Source organism: Streptomyces aureoversilis (genome assembly GCF_042657885.1).
Classification (GTDB): Bacteria; Actinomycetota; Actinomycetes; order Streptomycetales; family Streptomycetaceae; genus Streptomyces; species Streptomyces aureoversilis.
Genome location: NZ_JBHSKJ010000019.1, coordinates 39,873 through 53,323 on the forward strand (window position 1 = coordinate 39,873; position 13,451 = coordinate 53,323).

11 protein-coding genes are annotated in these 13,451 nt (G+C 73.3%); 6 read left to right on the top strand and 5 right to left on the bottom strand.

What is annotated here, in order from left to right; genetic code table 11:
- The first annotated feature begins 28 nt into the window (after positions 1-28).
- Complete coding sequence (gene der, locus ACFPP6_RS27920; protein ID WP_382047922.1) at positions 29-1,486, top strand: ribosome biogenesis GTPase Der; 1,458 nt, start codon at positions 29-31, stop codon at positions 1,484-1,486.
- Between the two features lie 143 nt (positions 1,487-1,629).
- Here the strand turns inward: der and ACFPP6_RS27925 are convergent, their stop codons facing one another.
- Positions 1,630-1,956 (bottom strand): hypothetical protein, encoded by a 327-nt coding sequence (locus ACFPP6_RS27925; protein ID WP_058045061.1) that lies wholly within the window; start codon positions 1,954-1,956, stop codon positions 1,630-1,632.
- A gap of 143 nt (positions 1,957-2,099) precedes the next feature.
- Positions 2,100-2,915, bottom strand: a complete 816-nt coding sequence (locus tag ACFPP6_RS27930; protein ID WP_382048213.1) for a hypothetical protein — start codon at positions 2,913-2,915, stop codon at positions 2,100-2,102.
- Positions 2,916-3,111: 196 nt separating this feature from the next.
- Between ACFPP6_RS27930 and ACFPP6_RS27935 the strand changes: the two genes are divergently transcribed.
- The 3 genes from ACFPP6_RS27935 (at position 3,112) to ACFPP6_RS27945 (ending at position 6,378) form a co-directional block, all read left to right on the top strand.
- Complete coding sequence (locus tag ACFPP6_RS27935; RefSeq protein WP_382047925.1) at positions 3,112-4,362, top strand: glycosyltransferase family 4 protein; 1,251 nt, start codon at positions 3,112-3,114, stop codon at positions 4,360-4,362.
- A complete protein-coding gene (locus tag ACFPP6_RS27940; RefSeq protein WP_382047928.1) occupies positions 4,359-5,339 on the top strand; it encodes a hypothetical protein in 981 nt (326 codons plus the stop codon). Before ACFPP6_RS27935 ends, ACFPP6_RS27940 begins: the two co-directional genes overlap by 4 nt.
- Before the next feature lie 64 nt (positions 5,340-5,403).
- Positions 5,404-6,378 carry a helix-turn-helix transcriptional regulator gene (locus tag ACFPP6_RS27945; protein WP_382047930.1) on the top strand — a complete coding sequence of 325 codons (975 nt, stop codon included), beginning with the start codon at positions 5,404-5,406 and terminating at the stop codon, positions 6,376-6,378.
- On the opposite strand, the gene ctaD is transcribed toward ACFPP6_RS27945, so the two are convergent.
- Positions 6,332-8,017, bottom strand: a complete 1,686-nt coding sequence (gene ctaD, locus ACFPP6_RS27950) for an aa3-type cytochrome oxidase subunit I (RefSeq protein WP_382047933.1) — start codon at positions 8,015-8,017, stop codon at positions 6,332-6,334. The two genes, ACFPP6_RS27945 and ctaD, sit on opposite strands and share 47 nt — an antisense overlap.
- Before the next feature lie 464 nt (positions 8,018-8,481).
- Here ctaD and ACFPP6_RS27955 point away from each other — a divergent pair, with 464 nt between their 5' ends.
- On the top strand, positions 8,482-8,697 hold the full coding sequence (locus ACFPP6_RS27955) for an I78 family peptidase inhibitor (RefSeq protein ID WP_382047934.1): 216 nt from the start codon (positions 8,482-8,484) through the stop codon (positions 8,695-8,697).
- A gap of 112 nt (positions 8,698-8,809) precedes the next feature.
- Here ACFPP6_RS27955 and ACFPP6_RS27960 read toward each other — a convergent pair whose 3' ends face one another.
- Both ACFPP6_RS27960 and ACFPP6_RS27965 read right to left on the bottom strand, forming a co-directional pair.
- Complete coding sequence (locus ACFPP6_RS27960; protein WP_382047937.1) at positions 8,810-9,820, bottom strand: phosphatase PAP2 family protein; 1,011 nt, start codon at positions 9,818-9,820, stop codon at positions 8,810-8,812.
- A 272-nt stretch (positions 9,821-10,092) separates the two neighbouring features.
- Positions 10,093-11,310, bottom strand: a complete 1,218-nt coding sequence (locus tag ACFPP6_RS27965; RefSeq protein WP_382047940.1) for a glycosyltransferase family 39 protein — start codon at positions 11,308-11,310, stop codon at positions 10,093-10,095.
- A gap of 201 nt (positions 11,311-11,511) precedes the next feature.
- On the opposite strand from ACFPP6_RS27965, the gene ACFPP6_RS27970 reads away from it, so the two are divergent.
- Positions 11,512-13,212, top strand: coding sequence for an MFS transporter (locus ACFPP6_RS27970; protein ID WP_382047942.1), 1,701 nt, complete (start codon positions 11,512-11,514; stop codon positions 13,210-13,212).
- Positions 13,213-13,451: the final 239 nt, after the last annotated feature.

Below are 13,451 nucleotides of genomic sequence, written 5' to 3' on the forward strand. Positions count from 1 at the left end.
CCGACCATACGAACGAGGAACGGACTTCATGAACGACCAGATCCACGGCGACGAGCACGGTGAGCTTGGCGACGCCGAGTACGCGGAGTTCATGGAGCTCGCGGCGCAGGAGGGCTTCGAGGCCGAGGAGATCGAGGGCGCCCTCGGCGAGGCCGGCCACGGCCCGCTGCCGGTGCTCGCCGTCGTCGGCCGCCCCAACGTCGGCAAGTCGACGCTCGTGAACCGCATCATCGGCCGCCGCGAGGCCGTCGTCGAGGACCGGCCGGGCGTCACCCGCGACCGCGTCACCTACGAGGCCGAGTGGGCCGGCCGCCGCTTCAAGGTCGTCGACACCGGCGGCTGGGAGCAGGACGTCCTCGGCATCGACGCGTCCGTCGCCGCGCAGGCCGAGTACGCGATCGAGGCCGCCGACGCGGTCGTCTTCGTCGTGGACGCCACCGTCGGCGCCACCGACACCGACGAGGCCGTCGTCAAGCTGCTGCGCCGGGCCGGCAAGCCCGTCGTGCTGTGCGCCAACAAGGTCGACGGCCCCTCCGCCGAGGCCGATGCCGCCATGCTGTGGTCGCTGGGCCTCGGCGAGCCGATGCCGGTCTCCGCGCTGCACGGCCGCGGCACCGGCGACATGCTGGACGAGGTCCTCAAGGCCCTGCCCGAGGCCCCGGCCCAGCGCTTCGGCGTCGCCGTCGGCGGCCCGCGCCGCATCGCCCTGATCGGCCGCCCGAACGTCGGCAAGTCCTCGCTGCTCAACAAGGTGGCCGGCGAGGAGCGCGTCGTCGTCAACGAGCTGGCCGGCACCACCCGCGACCCGGTCGACGAGCTGATCGAGCTCGGCGGCGTGACCTGGAAGTTCGTGGACACCGCGGGCATCCGCAAGCGCGTCCACCTCCAGGAGGGCGCCGACTACTACGCCTCCCTGCGCACCGCCGCCGCGGTCGAGAAGGCCGAGGTCGCGGTCATCCTGATCGACGCGAGCGAGACCATCTCCGTCCAGGACCAGCGCATCGTCACCATGGCCGTCGAGGCCGGCCGCGCGATCGTCATCGCGTACAACAAGTGGGACACCCTCGACGAGGAGCGCCGCTACTACCTCGAGCGCGAGATCGAGACCGAGTTCCAGCAGATCGCGTGGGCGCCGCGGGTCAACGTCTCGGCGCAGACCGGCCGGCACATGGAGAAGCTCGTCCCGGCGATCGAGACGGCCCTGGCGGGCTGGGAGACGCGCGTGCCGACCGGTCGGCTGAACGCCTTCCTCGGCGAGCTCGTCGCGGCCCACCCGCACCCGATCCGCGGCGGCAAGCAGCCCCGCATCCTCTTCGGCACCCAGGCGGGCACCAAGCCCCCGCGGTTCGTGCTCTTCGCCTCCGGCTTCATCGAGGCGGGCTACCGGCGCTTCGTCGAGCGCCGCCTCCGCGAGGAGTTCGGCTTCGAGGGCACCCCGATCCACATTTCGGTGCGGGTGCGCGAGAAGCGCGGTCGCAAGAAGTAAGCCGCGCCCCGGGCTCGGCTGGGGGGCCGGGGGTTATCCCCCGGGAGATGCAGCCGGTGCGGGTGCGGGAGAAGCGCGGGCGCAAGAAGTGGGCGGAACAAGCAGAGTCTGTGGGGGCCGGCGGCCCCCACAGACTCTGTTCGCTAATAGCCGCGCATGCGGCCGTCACGCGGAGCGGGCGGCAGCGCGGCGGGCACGTGCCCGCCGCGCTGCCGCCCGTAATGCGTGTCCCAGGCGGTGTTGTAGCCCGAGTGGACGTGGTAGCCCAGCTGGCCGGCGTAGCCCTGCTGCCCGCCGTACTGCCCGTAGCCGAGCTGCGGACCGAAGCCCACGAACCTCAGCTCCTCCTCGCCGGAGCGGTCGAAGGGGAGCGCCCGGAACGAGCGGCGGTACTCGGAGTAGAGCGCATCGTAGATCGGGGTGACCGAGACGGGATGGCTCTGCGGGGTGGCTTCGCGGGATGGGCGCATGCCGGGGATGTGGTTCGGGTACGGAATCCGCGGGGCAGGCTCGTATGAGTGCACATACGAGCCAACGAGTCCGTGGCCCGGGGGATGCGGGCCCGGCCGGTAATGGGCCGCCGGAGCGTGGCGGACGGGGTGCACGGCGCCCGTCACGTACCCGCGAGGGGCATGGTCGCGGCGACGAGCCGACCGGCCGCCGCCGCCCGGTCCAGCGCCTCGCGCAGCAGGTCCTCGCGCGGCTGCGAGCCGATCGTGCCGACCGGCGCGGCGAAGACCAGCACCCGCTTGGTCTTGTTCACGGCCGACCGCCACTCGGGCGCCACCTGCATGGCCTGGTGCGCCTGCCACCACGCGGTGGGCTGGCCGCCCGCGACGCCGGGCATCAGGATCGCGTGCAGCTGACCCATGGCCAGCAGTACGGACCAGCCCGGCGTGGACGGCGGCACCTGCTCCACGGTGGCGACGGGGGCGAAGCCCTGCTCGATCAGGAGCGGCAGGAAGACGTCGACCGGGCCGTTCGTCCCGGGGCGCGCGATCGGCCCGAGCGGCTCCACGACGAGCGCCGGGTGCAGGTCGCCGCCGATGAGCACCAGGCCGCTGGTCACGCCCAGCTCGGCCTGCACGGGGCCGTCGGGCGTGGCGGTGAGCGTCGGCATGGCGGCCGGCGCCGGCAGCTGGGGGGCGCCCGCCTGGTCGCCCTCGCCCTGGATGGAGCGCACGGCGCCCTGGAGCTGTTCCTCGGAGACCGCGACGACCTGGGAGGGGATGCAGGCTGCGTGGGCGAAGGCGAGCACGGCCGTCTCCTCGCCGACGAAGAGCACGGTGCTGGTGCGCTCGCGGTCGGTGTCGCCGGGGGTCCGGCAGGAGGTGCAGTCGTAGCTGCCCGGGGCGCTGTCACCGCCCAGCAGTCGTTCGGCCTCTTCGTCGCCGATCTCGGCGCGGACGTCGTCACTGACGTCGAGCATGCGCGGCACGGGTGGCTCCTAGATATCGGTGCGTATCACACGGGGGTTCCCGGTTCGTAAGAGCACAACGGGCGATCCGTGGCAGGGGTCACGCGTAACGAGTTGGCGATCAGGGCCAACCTCATGCGCCCCACCACGGTCTAATCTCTGGGTAGGCGGGCTGGATGGAATGTCCGCGGCAAACGGCTGGGGACGAATGCACATCTCATTCCTGATTCACAACGCGTACGGCATCGGCGGGACGATCCGGACCACGTTCAACCTCGCGAGCACCCTCGCCGAGCAGCACGACGTGGAGGTCGTCTCGGTCTTCCGGCACCGGGAGGAGCCGGTGTTCGCGCCGAGCGGCAAGGTGCGCCTGCGCCACCTGGTCGACCTGCGCAAGGGGACCCCGGGCTACGAGGGGGACGACCCCGAGTACGAGCGCCCGGCCGCGGTCTTCCCCTCCGCCGAGGGCCGTTACAAGCAGTACAGCGCCCTGACCGACCGCCGGATCGCGGAGCACCTGCGCAACCTGGACTGCGACGTGGTCGTCGGCACCCGCCCCGGCCTGAACGTGCACATCGCCCAGCAGGCCCGCCGCGGCCCGGTCCGGGTCGGCCAGGAGCACCTGACGCTGAGCACCCACTCCCAGCCGCTCAAGCTGACGCTGCGCACGCACTACCCGCGGCTGGACGCCGTCACCACCGTCACCGAGGCCGACGCCGCGACCTACCGCAAGCTGATGCGGCTGCCCGGAGTGCGGGTGGAGGCCGTGCCCAACAGCATCCCCGCCCCGTCCGTGGCCCCCGCCGACGGCAGCGGCAAGTGGGTGGTCGCCGCCGGCCGGCTCGCTCCCGCCAAGCGCTACGACGTGCTGATCCGCGCCTTCGAGAAGGTCGTGGCCGAGCGGCCCGACTGGAAGCTGCGGATCTACGGCGCCGGTGCCGAGCGCGCCAAGCTGCGCGCCCTCATCGACAAGCGCGGCCTCTACAACCACGTCTACCTCATGGGCCCCGCCAACCCGCTGGACCCCGAGTGGGTCAAGGGCTCCATCGGCGCCGTCACCTCCAGCCTGGAGTCCTTCGGCATGACCATCGTCGAGGCGATGCGCTGCGGCCTGCCGGTGGTCTCCACCGACTGCCCGCACGGCCCCGGCGAGATCATCGCCGACGGCGTCGACGGCCTGCTCGTGCCGGTCGGCAAGGTCGACAGGATCGCCGCCGGCCTGCTGAAGCTGATCAACGACGACGAGCTGCGGCAGCGGATGGGCCGGGCGGCGCTCGAGAGCTCCGCCCGCTTCGACCCGGCGCAGGTCGCCGGGCGCTACGAGCAGCTCTTCGGCGACCTGGCCGCCCGCGGCTCCCTGCGCGGCTCGCTGCACCGCACCCGCGGCGCCCTGCTCAGCAACGCGTTCAAGACGTCGGACGCGAGCCGCTCCGCCCTGCGCCGGGTGCGTGCCGCATGACCCCCGAGACCGGTAAACCCTCCGTGCCCGCGAACGCCGCCGGATCCGGCGGCTCCACCACCCCCGAGGAGAGCACCATCGTGTCTGCCCCGGCCCCGCCGCGCGCCGACTGCATCGCGGACTCCGCGGGCGGGCTCACCTTCGACCTCGACGCCCCCGGCCCCGGACTCGACCTCAGCGAACCGGACCACTGGACCGCCGCGCTGGTCCTGCGCCGCCGCGGCAGCGACGACGAGGCCGAGGAGATCCGCCTGCCGCTCGCGCCCGACGGCGAGGGACGGCTGCGCGCCGTGCTGCCCAGCACGGTCGCGCTCCCCGAAGGCCGCTGGGACGTCTACGTGGCCTTCGCCGACGCCGAGCCCCGCCGCCTGGTGCCCGGTCTGGCCGACCTCAGATCGCTGGTCGACCGCAGACCCGGCCCGAGCACCTCGCCGCTGGCGGTCCGCATCCCGTACGCGACCAAGCACGGCAACCTCTCCCTGCGCAGCTGGCTGCGCGGCCCGCACGCCGAGGCGGGCGACCTGCACCCGGACGCCTCCGGCCTGACCGCCCACGGCCGCATCCACCGCGTCGCGGACCCGGACGCCTGGCTCACGGGGGCCGTCGTGGAGGCCCGCTGCCGCCGCGCGCCCGACCTCGTCGTCACCGCCCCGGTCACCCGGGAGAAGAAGGCGGAGGACGCCCCCGCCGAGGAGGCCGACGGCCAGGACTTCTCCTTCAGCCTGGAGTACGCCCGGCTCGCCGAGGAGTGGCACGGCGGCCTGGACGTCTGGGACCTGTGGCTGCGCCCGGCCGACGGCTCGGAGCCCGCGCGCATCGCCCGCCTCCTCGACGACGTCGTGGACAAGCAGCAGATCTTCACCTACCCCGTGCTGCCCGTCGACGCCGCGTACGCGCCCGCGCAGGCCGGCCCGTACTACACCGCCGACAACGACCTGGCGGTCAGGATCGAGGAGCGCCCGCCCGTAGCGGGCTGACCCCCGGGGCCGCCCGGGCCCATCGAGGACAGGAGCCGTCCGCATGGGCGGCATACTTTCTGCCATGTTGGAGACCTCGGCACGGCTGCTCCGCCTGCTCTCCCTGCTGCAGGCCCACCGCGAGTGGTCCGGGCCGGACCTCGCCGACCGGCTCGGCGTGACCGCGCGCACCGTGCGCCGGGACGTCGACCGGCTGCGGGAGCTCGGCTATCCCGTGCACTCCGCGCCCGGCACGGCCGGCGGCTACCGGCTCGGCCCGGGGGCGCAGCTGCCCCCGCTGCTGCTGGACGACGAGGAGGCCGTGGCCGTCGCCGTGGGGCTGCGGACCGCGGCCGCGGGCGGCGTCGAGGGCATCGAGGAGACGTCCGTACGGGCGCTCGCCAAGCTCGAGCAGGTCCTGCCGGACCGGCTGCGGCGGCGGGTGAGCGCCCTCAACGCCTTCACCGTGCCGATGGTCTCCGCGCGGCGGGGGCCCGCGGTCGACGCGGCGGTCCTGACCGAGTTGGCCGCCGCGTGCCGGGACGGCGAGCGGCTGCGCTTCGCCTACCGCGACCACGACGGCGACTCCACACGCCGTACCGTCGAGCCGCACCGGCTGGTCTGCGCCCGGCGCCGCTGGTACCTGGTCGCCTGGGACACCGACCGCGAGGACTGGCGGACGTTCCGCGCGGACCGCATCACCCCCACGCCCCCGCACGGGCCGCGCTTCGCCCCCCGCCGCCCGCCGGCGGAGGACCTGGCGGCCTACGTCTCCCGCGGCGTGTCCACCACCGCCTACGCCGAGCAGGCCACCGTGCTGCTGCACGTGCCGCTGGAAGTGGCCGCGCAGAAGGTCTCGCCGGCCGCGGGGACGCTGGAGGCGGTCGACGGCGGCAGCTGCCTGCTGCGCACGGGCGCGCACACCCTCGATGTGATGGTCGTGCACATCGTGCTGATGGGCTTCGAGTTCGAGGTGCGGGAGCCGCCCGGGCTCGTCGACCGGATACGCGAGGTCAGGGACCGGCTGTCCCGGGCGCTTCCGCCGTCTGCGGAGCGGTGACCTTGGCCACCTCCGGGTGGTGCAGGTCGAAGGCGGGCGACTCGGAGCGGATCCGGGGCAGGGTCGTGAAGTTGTGCCGGGGCGGCGGGCAGCTCGTGGCCCACTCCAGGGAGCGCCCGAACCCCCAGGGGTCGTCGACCCCGACGGGCTTCCCGTACTTGGCGGTCTTCCAGATGTTGTAGAAGAACGGCAGGTTGGACAGGCCGAGCAGGAACGCGCCCATGGTCGACACCGTGTTGAGGGCCGTGAAGCCGTCGGCCGCGAGGTAGTCGGAGTAGCGCCGGGGCATGCCCTGGGCGCCCAGCCAGTGCTGGACGAGGAAGGTGAGGTGGAAGCCCAGGAACAGCGTCCAGAAGTGGACCTTCGCCAAGCGCTCCTCCAGCATCTTGCCCGTGAGCTTGGGCCACCAGAAGTAGAAGCCCGCGAACGTCGCGAACACCACCGTCCCGAAGACCACGTAGTGGAAGTGCGCGACGACGAAGTAGGTGTCCGTGACGTGGAAGTCCAGCGGCGGCGAGGCGAGGATCACCCCGGTCAGCCCGCCGAAGAGGAAGCTCACCAGGAAGCCCACCGCCCACAGCATCGGCGCCTCGAACGACAGCGACCCGTGCAGCATGGTGCCGATCCAGTTGAAGAACTTCACGCCGGTGGGCACCGCGATGAGGAACGACATGAAGGAGAAGAAGGGCAGCAGCACCGCCCCCGTGGCGAACATGTGGTGCGCCCAGACCACCACCGACAGGGCCGTGATCGCCATGGTGGCGCCGACCAGCGTCAGGTAGCCGAAGATCGGCTTCCGGGAGAACACCGGGATGATCTCGCTGATGATGCCGAAGAACGGCAGGGCGATGATGTAGACCTCGGGGTGGCCGAAGAACCAGAACAGGTGCTGCCACAGCAGCGCCCCGCCGCTCGCGGAGTCGAAGACCAGGGACGCGAACCGCCGGTCCGCCTCCAGCACCAGCAGCGCCGCCGCCAGCACGGGGAAGGCCAGCAGGATGAGGATCGAGGTGAAGAGCACGTTCCAGGTGAAGACGGGCATCCGGAACATCGTCATCCCGGGGGCGCGCATCCCGATGATGGTGGTCAGGAAGTTCACCGCGCCGAGGATCGTGCCGAAGCCGGAGAGCGCCAGCCCCATGATCCACATGTCGGTGCCGATGCCGGGGGAGCGGACCATGCTGCTCAGCGGGGCGTAGCCGGTCCAGCCGAAGGTGGCGCCGCCCTGCGGCATCAGCAGGCTGGAGACGACGATCAGGCCGCCGAAGAGGTACAGCCAGTACGCGAACATGTTGAGCCGGGGGAAGGCCACGTCCGGGGCGCCGATCTGCAGCGGCATGATCGCGTTGGCGAAGCCCGCGAAGGCGGGGGTCGCGAAGAGCAGCAGCATGATCGTGCCGTGCGCCGTGAAGGCCTCGTTGAACGACTCGTTGGTCATCAGCTGCAGGCCGGGGCGGGCCAGCTCGGCCCGCATCAGCATCGCCAGCAGGCCGCCCGCGAGGAAGAAGGCGAACGAGGTGATCAGATAGAGGTGGCCGATCGTCTTGTGGTCGGTCGTCGTGAGCCAGTCGATCACGATCCGGCCCGGTCGGCGCTCCCGCACCGGCCCGGTGGTCGCCTGCGCGGTGTCCGTCCCCATCTGCGCTCCCTCGATGTCACCTTCGACGGGCTTTCGGGCTCACGCCATGATGCTCGCCCCGGGGGCCCTCGCGCGAGGGTGCCTCCTGGGGCCCGGGGGGCGGCCGCGGCCGGTCCGGCGAATCGGAATTCTCTATTCCGGATGTTTCCGGACCGCGCTATTCCAGTGACTGTGAACACGGATCCGCAATATCCCGTGCGCCCGTTGTGCGGTCATTTCCGGTGCGCGCCCGGGCAATTTCGGCGGGCCTCCCGAAAAGATGCCGCGCATTTACCGCCGAGGATGGGTGAAGACGTTCCGCGCGATCCCGTAATCCCCGTAGGGGTGAAGTGTTCCGCGGCAAACCACGACGGGTTCTCTGTGACAGAAGTGTGACCGCCGGAGGATGGCGGCGGCACGGCCCGGCGCTCCGGCCGCCCCGGACTCCGCTTCCGTACGGCGACGGGGCGGCCTACGGTGACGGCATGGCACCTCTACCGAACCTCCCCGCCGATCCCGACGACGACCCCGCCGCCTACGTCGGGCTCGCCACGGCCGCCGCCGCCGAGCGGGCCCGTGCCCGCGGCTGGGCCACCGTGCGGTCCCTCGCGCCGGGCACGCTCGTCACCATGGAGTACCGGGCGGGCCGGCTGAACTTCGAGGCCGAGGACGGCGTCGTCAAGCGCTGCTGGAAGGGCTGACGGCCCGCGGGCGCGACGCGCGGACACGGCCCGCACGTACGACGGCGGCGGCCCCGGAACCACCTCTTCGGAGAGGTTCCGGGGCCGCCGTCGTACGCGGGGGAGCGGGCCGTCAGCCGCCGACCGTCCGGCCGCGGCCCGCGGCCGGGCCCAGCGGGCTGGTGCGCGGCGCCCGGTCGGGGTTCGGCGGGCGGCGGCTGCCGGTCGGCGTGACCGGCGTCCGCTCGGAGCGGGCCGTGTGCGGCCTCGCCGGAAGGTGGGGGCGCCCCTCGGGGCTCCGCACGCTCGCGGACCGGCCCCCGACGCCCACCGGCTCGCGGGCCGGCTGCTGGTCGTCGGCGGGGGAGCGGGGGGCGGCCACGGCCACCGGGGCGACCGGGGCGGGCACGAGCACGGCGCGCTCGCGCACCCGGCGCCACAGGGCCAGCAGCCACGCCTCGGCGCGGGCCATCGGCGCCTCGAACCACGGCAGGGCGAGCAGCACCAGCAGCCCGGCCGTCCAGCCGAGGGTCACGTCGCTCATCCAGTGCGTACCGAGGTAGACCGTGGTCATGCCGACGCCCAGTGCGAGGAGCGCGGCGATCACCGAGGCCACCCGGCGGGTGCGCGGCGTGGTGGCCAGATAGGCCAGGACGCCCCAGGTCACCACGGCGTTGGCCGTGTGCCCGGAGGGGAATATGTCGCCGCCCGCGAACATCTCGTTCGAGCCGATCGAGGTGGCGTAGTGCGGACCGAGCCGGCCCATGCCGATCTTCGCCGCGCCGACGGTGGCGTTGAGCAGCAGCAGCGACGTGCCGAGGACCAGCAGCGGCCGCAGCGTCCCCAGCTTGTAGGTGCGCCAGCCCAGCCAGGCCGCGACCGCGACGGCGGTCGGGCCGCGCTGGCCCAGGACCACGAAGTAGTCGAGGAAGGTGTGGATCTCCGGCCACTGCTTGTACGGCCGGAAGAGCATGACCTGCCAGTCGAACCGCACCGGCCAGGACGTGGTGAGCACGCCGACCACGATCGCCAGGTAGACCACGGAGGTCGCCACGAAGATCCCGAGACGGGTCCGGGTCATCCGCGGCCGCACGGGCTCGGTCGGGCGCTCCTCCGCTTGGACGAGCTCGTCGTTGGTACGCACTCAATCGACGTTACATTGAGTGACAGGAAGCTTCGGCCGATCGGGCCTGTTTGTGATGACGATGTGATGTGGAATGCGTCTCAAGCATGACGTGCGCCACATTGGATTCCCCGGGGCAACTCTCGTCCGGGAAATTCCGGGGCCGCCCCGGCCGGCCGTCCGGGCCCTATTCCTTCTCATTCCGGCCGTTGTTTATCGGGGATTGGCCGGGCCGTTCCCCTACGTTTTCCGGTGGCTCCGGGAGGGCGCCGGGCGGCCGCCCCGGAAAACGATCACGGGGGGCCGGAGCCGTGCAACCAGAACGCCCCGTAGATCGCGGACACCAGCGCCACCACGCCCACCGTCGTCACCGCCCGTACCGTCCGTGTCCGCGCGAGGGCCACCGCGAGCGGCAGCAGCAGCGGGAAGGCCGGCATCATCAGGCGCGGCTTCGAGCCGAAGTACCCCTTAGCCGTCAGAGCCAGGAGCAGCACCGCGCCCGCGTAGCCCAGCAGCGGCAGCGGCTGGCGCTGCCGCACGCACGCCGCGTACAGCCACAGCACCAGGCCCACGCCCACCAGCAGGCCGAGCCCCGCGGCGAACGCGGAGCCGAAGAGCCGCTCGGCGATGAACGAACCGAAGGCCAGCCCGCCGTCGAAGCCGTTGCCCCAGCCTCCCTGCACGTCCAGGTAGCCCGTGAAGCTGCCCGTCCGCACGCCGACCCAGGCGAAGTACGCGAGCCAGCCCAGCGGCGCGAGCACCGCGCCCAGCAGCATCCGGGGCAGCTCGCGCCGCTCCCGCAGCTCCTGTCGCTCCTGCCCCTCGTGCTCTTCCCCGCGCCGGCGCCGCAGCGCGACCAGCACCCCGAGCCACACGGCCAGGACCACCGCCGCCCCCACCGGGCGCGTCAGCCCGGCCAGCGCCGCGAAGGAGCCCGCCCACACCCAGCGCCGGGTGAGCAGCGCGTACAGGCTCCACGCCGCCAGCGCCGTGAACAGCGACTCCGAGTAGGCCATCGACTGCACGATGCCGACCGGCAGCGCCGCCCACAGCGCGACGAGCGCCACCCCCGCCCGCCGGCCGTACAGCCGCTCCCCGATCAGGAAGACGGCCCACGCCGCGAACAGCGAGGACAGCGCGCTGACCAGCAGGCCCGCATCCGCCGCCGACAGCGGGAAGACCGCCGACAGGCCCCTTTCCAGCCAGGGCAGCAGCGGGAAGAACGCCAAATCCGAGTGGATCTTCCCGCCCGGCAGGTGGAGGGTGTAGCCGTAGCCGTCCTCGGCGATGCGGGAGTACCAGAGGGAGTCCCAGCGGGCCGAGAGCAGCTGGTGCGGGCTCCTGCCCGCGAAGTGCCCCCACAGCGCGAGCACGGCGATCCCCAGTGCCCGCACCGCCGCGTAGACGCTCAGGGCGGGCAGCGCACGGCGCAGCGCGCCACGCACCCGGCGGGCGGCCGGCGGCCGGTCCGCCCCGGCGCCCGTACCGGCGGGAGAAAAAAGATCAGTCACCGATCAATTGTCCAGCATGCGCGGAGCGCCTCCACGATCGGCCCGGACGGTGACGGAGCACACGGATCCGTGCCCGGGACTCGCGTACTCTGTCGAGTCACTCGCCCACGACGATTCCCCCGGCCTCCCCCCGGGCGGCAAGCACGGCCCACGTCCCCGGGGCCGGCGGGCGGACGGCGAGCGCACGACACGGAGGTGTGAATGTCCGGGACGACCACGGCCGGCCCGCCGCGGGCCGACGGCGTCCCCCGGCAGCGGTACCGGCGCGGACAGCGGCAGCGGCCGCCGTACGGGCCGGGCGCCGGCGCCGGGGCGAACCGCTGGACCGTCCTCGTCGTCCTGTGCGTCAGCCTGCTCCTCGTCGCCGTCGACGCGACCGTCCTGCACGTCGCCGTGCCGGCCGTCACCGAGGACCTGCGGCCCGGGGCGATCCAGCTGCTGTGGATCGTCGACGTCTACCCGCTGGTCTGCGCCTCGCTGCTCATCCTCTTCGGCACCCTCGGCGACCGCGTCGGCCGCCGCCGGGTGCTGCTGCTGGGCTACGGGCTCTTCGGCGCGGCCTCCGCGCTCGCGGCGTTCGCCCCCACCCCCGAGGTGCTCGTCGGGGCCCGCGCGCTGCTCGGCGCCGGCGGCGCGATGATCATGCCGGCGACGCTGTCGATCCTCCGCCAGGTCTTCCCCGACCGGCGCGAGCGCGCCGTCGCCGTCGGCGTGTGGAGCGCGGTCGCCGCAGTGGGCGCCGCGGTCGGGCCGCTGCTCGGCGGCTTCCTCCTCGAACACTTCTGGTGGGGTTCGGTCTTCCTCATCAACATCCCGCTGATGGCCGCCGCACTCCCGGTCGGGCGCTGGCTGCTGCCCGAGTCGACCGGGCCGCGCAACGGGCCCTGGGACGTGACCGGCGCGCTCATGGCCGCGTTCGGGCTGTTCGGGCTCGTCCTCGGCGTGAAGCGGGCGGGGGCCGGCGAGGCGCTCAGCCTCGGCACGATCGTGCCGGGGGCCGTCGGCGCGGCCCTGCTGATCCTCTTCGTCCGCCGGCAGCGCAGCCGCACCCACCCGCTCGTCGACCTCCGGATGTTCGCCCGGCCCGCCTTCGGCACCTCCGTCGGGTGCATCGTGCTGGCCATGCTCGCGCTCGTCGGACTGGAGCTCATAGCCGCCCAGTACCTGCAGCTCGTCCTCGGGCTCACCCCCCTGGAGACCGGCCTGCGGCTGCTGCCGCTCACGCTCGCCGCGATGGCCGCCGGCCTCGTCGGCTCCCGGCTGCTGCAGCGGCTCGGCCCGCGCACGATGGTCGCCCTCGGCTTCGTCCTGACCGCCGCGGCGGTCGCCTCGCTCACCGCGATGGGGCTGCACGACCGGCCCGGGGTCCTCGTGGCCTGCTTCGTCCTGCTCGGCTTCGGCCTCGAGACCACGCTCTTCGGCGCATACGAGTCCATGCTCAGCGAGGCGCCCGCCGAGTCCGCGGGCGGCGCCGCGGCGATCGGCGAGACCTCGTACCAGCTCGGCGCCGGCATCGGCATCGCCCTGCTGGGCAGCGTCATGAACGCCGCGTACGCGCCCGGCGTCGGCTCCGTGCCCGGCGTGCCCAGCGCGGCGGGCGCCTCCGCGAGCCACTCCCTCGGCGAGGCGTACGACGTCGCCTCCCGGCTGGGGGGACCGGCCGGGGAGGCGCTGCGGGTCGCGGCGCGGGACGCCTTCGTGCACGGGCTGCACGTGACGCTGGCGCTGAGCGCGGCGTTGCTGCTGGCGGGGGCGGTCGCCGCGCTGCGGCTGCCGCGGGCGATGGACTGCGGGGCGGTGGTGTCTCCGGCGCCGGTGCCGGTGGCTCCGGCTTCGGCCCCGGGGCCGGCCCCGGCGGCTCCGGTCCCGGCCGAGGAGGGCTCGGCACCGCCGGTCACGTAGCGATCGGCTGCGCGAGGGTTCCCGGACCCACCCCTTGCCATCCCCTCACAGTCCCCTCCCGCCCGGGGCCGGGGGGCTTGCCCCGGAAACGATGAAAGGGCGGGTCCGGGGCATCTCCCTCCGCCGCAGCGGCGGGCAACCACCGCGCTGCGGTCCGGCGGTGCCGAACCGGCGCCCGGATCCTCTGGACTCGGCCGGTTACCCGGCCGTAGCGTGCTGGCGAAGCGAAAGACGATCAC

Coding starts and splice junctions, on each gene's coding strand:
- ACFPP6_RS27945 (WP_382047930.1), top strand. CDS start 5,404: ATGTTGGAGACCTCGGCACGGCTGCTCCGCCTGCTCTCCCTGCTGCAG.
- der (WP_382047922.1), top strand. CDS start 29: ATGAACGACCAGATCCACGGCGACGAGCACGGTGAGCTTGGCGACGCC.
- ACFPP6_RS27970 (WP_382047942.1), top strand. CDS start 11,512: ATGTCCGGGACGACCACGGCCGGCCCGCCGCGGGCCGACGGCGTCCCC.
- ACFPP6_RS27940 (WP_382047928.1), top strand. CDS start 4,359: ATGACCCCCGAGACCGGTAAACCCTCCGTGCCCGCGAACGCCGCCGGA.
- ACFPP6_RS27955 (WP_382047934.1), top strand. CDS start 8,482: ATGGCACCTCTACCGAACCTCCCCGCCGATCCCGACGACGACCCCGCC.
- ACFPP6_RS27925 (WP_058045061.1), bottom strand. CDS start 1,956: ATGCGCCCATCCCGCGAAGCCACCCCGCAGAGCCATCCCGTCTCGGTC.
- ACFPP6_RS27935 (WP_382047925.1), top strand. CDS start 3,112: ATGCACATCTCATTCCTGATTCACAACGCGTACGGCATCGGCGGGACG.
- ctaD (WP_382047933.1), bottom strand. CDS start 8,017: ATGGGGACGGACACCGCGCAGGCGACCACCGGGCCGGTGCGGGAGCGC.
- ACFPP6_RS27930 (WP_382048213.1), bottom strand. CDS start 2,915: ATGCTCGACGTCAGTGACGACGTCCGCGCCGAGATCGGCGACGAAGAG.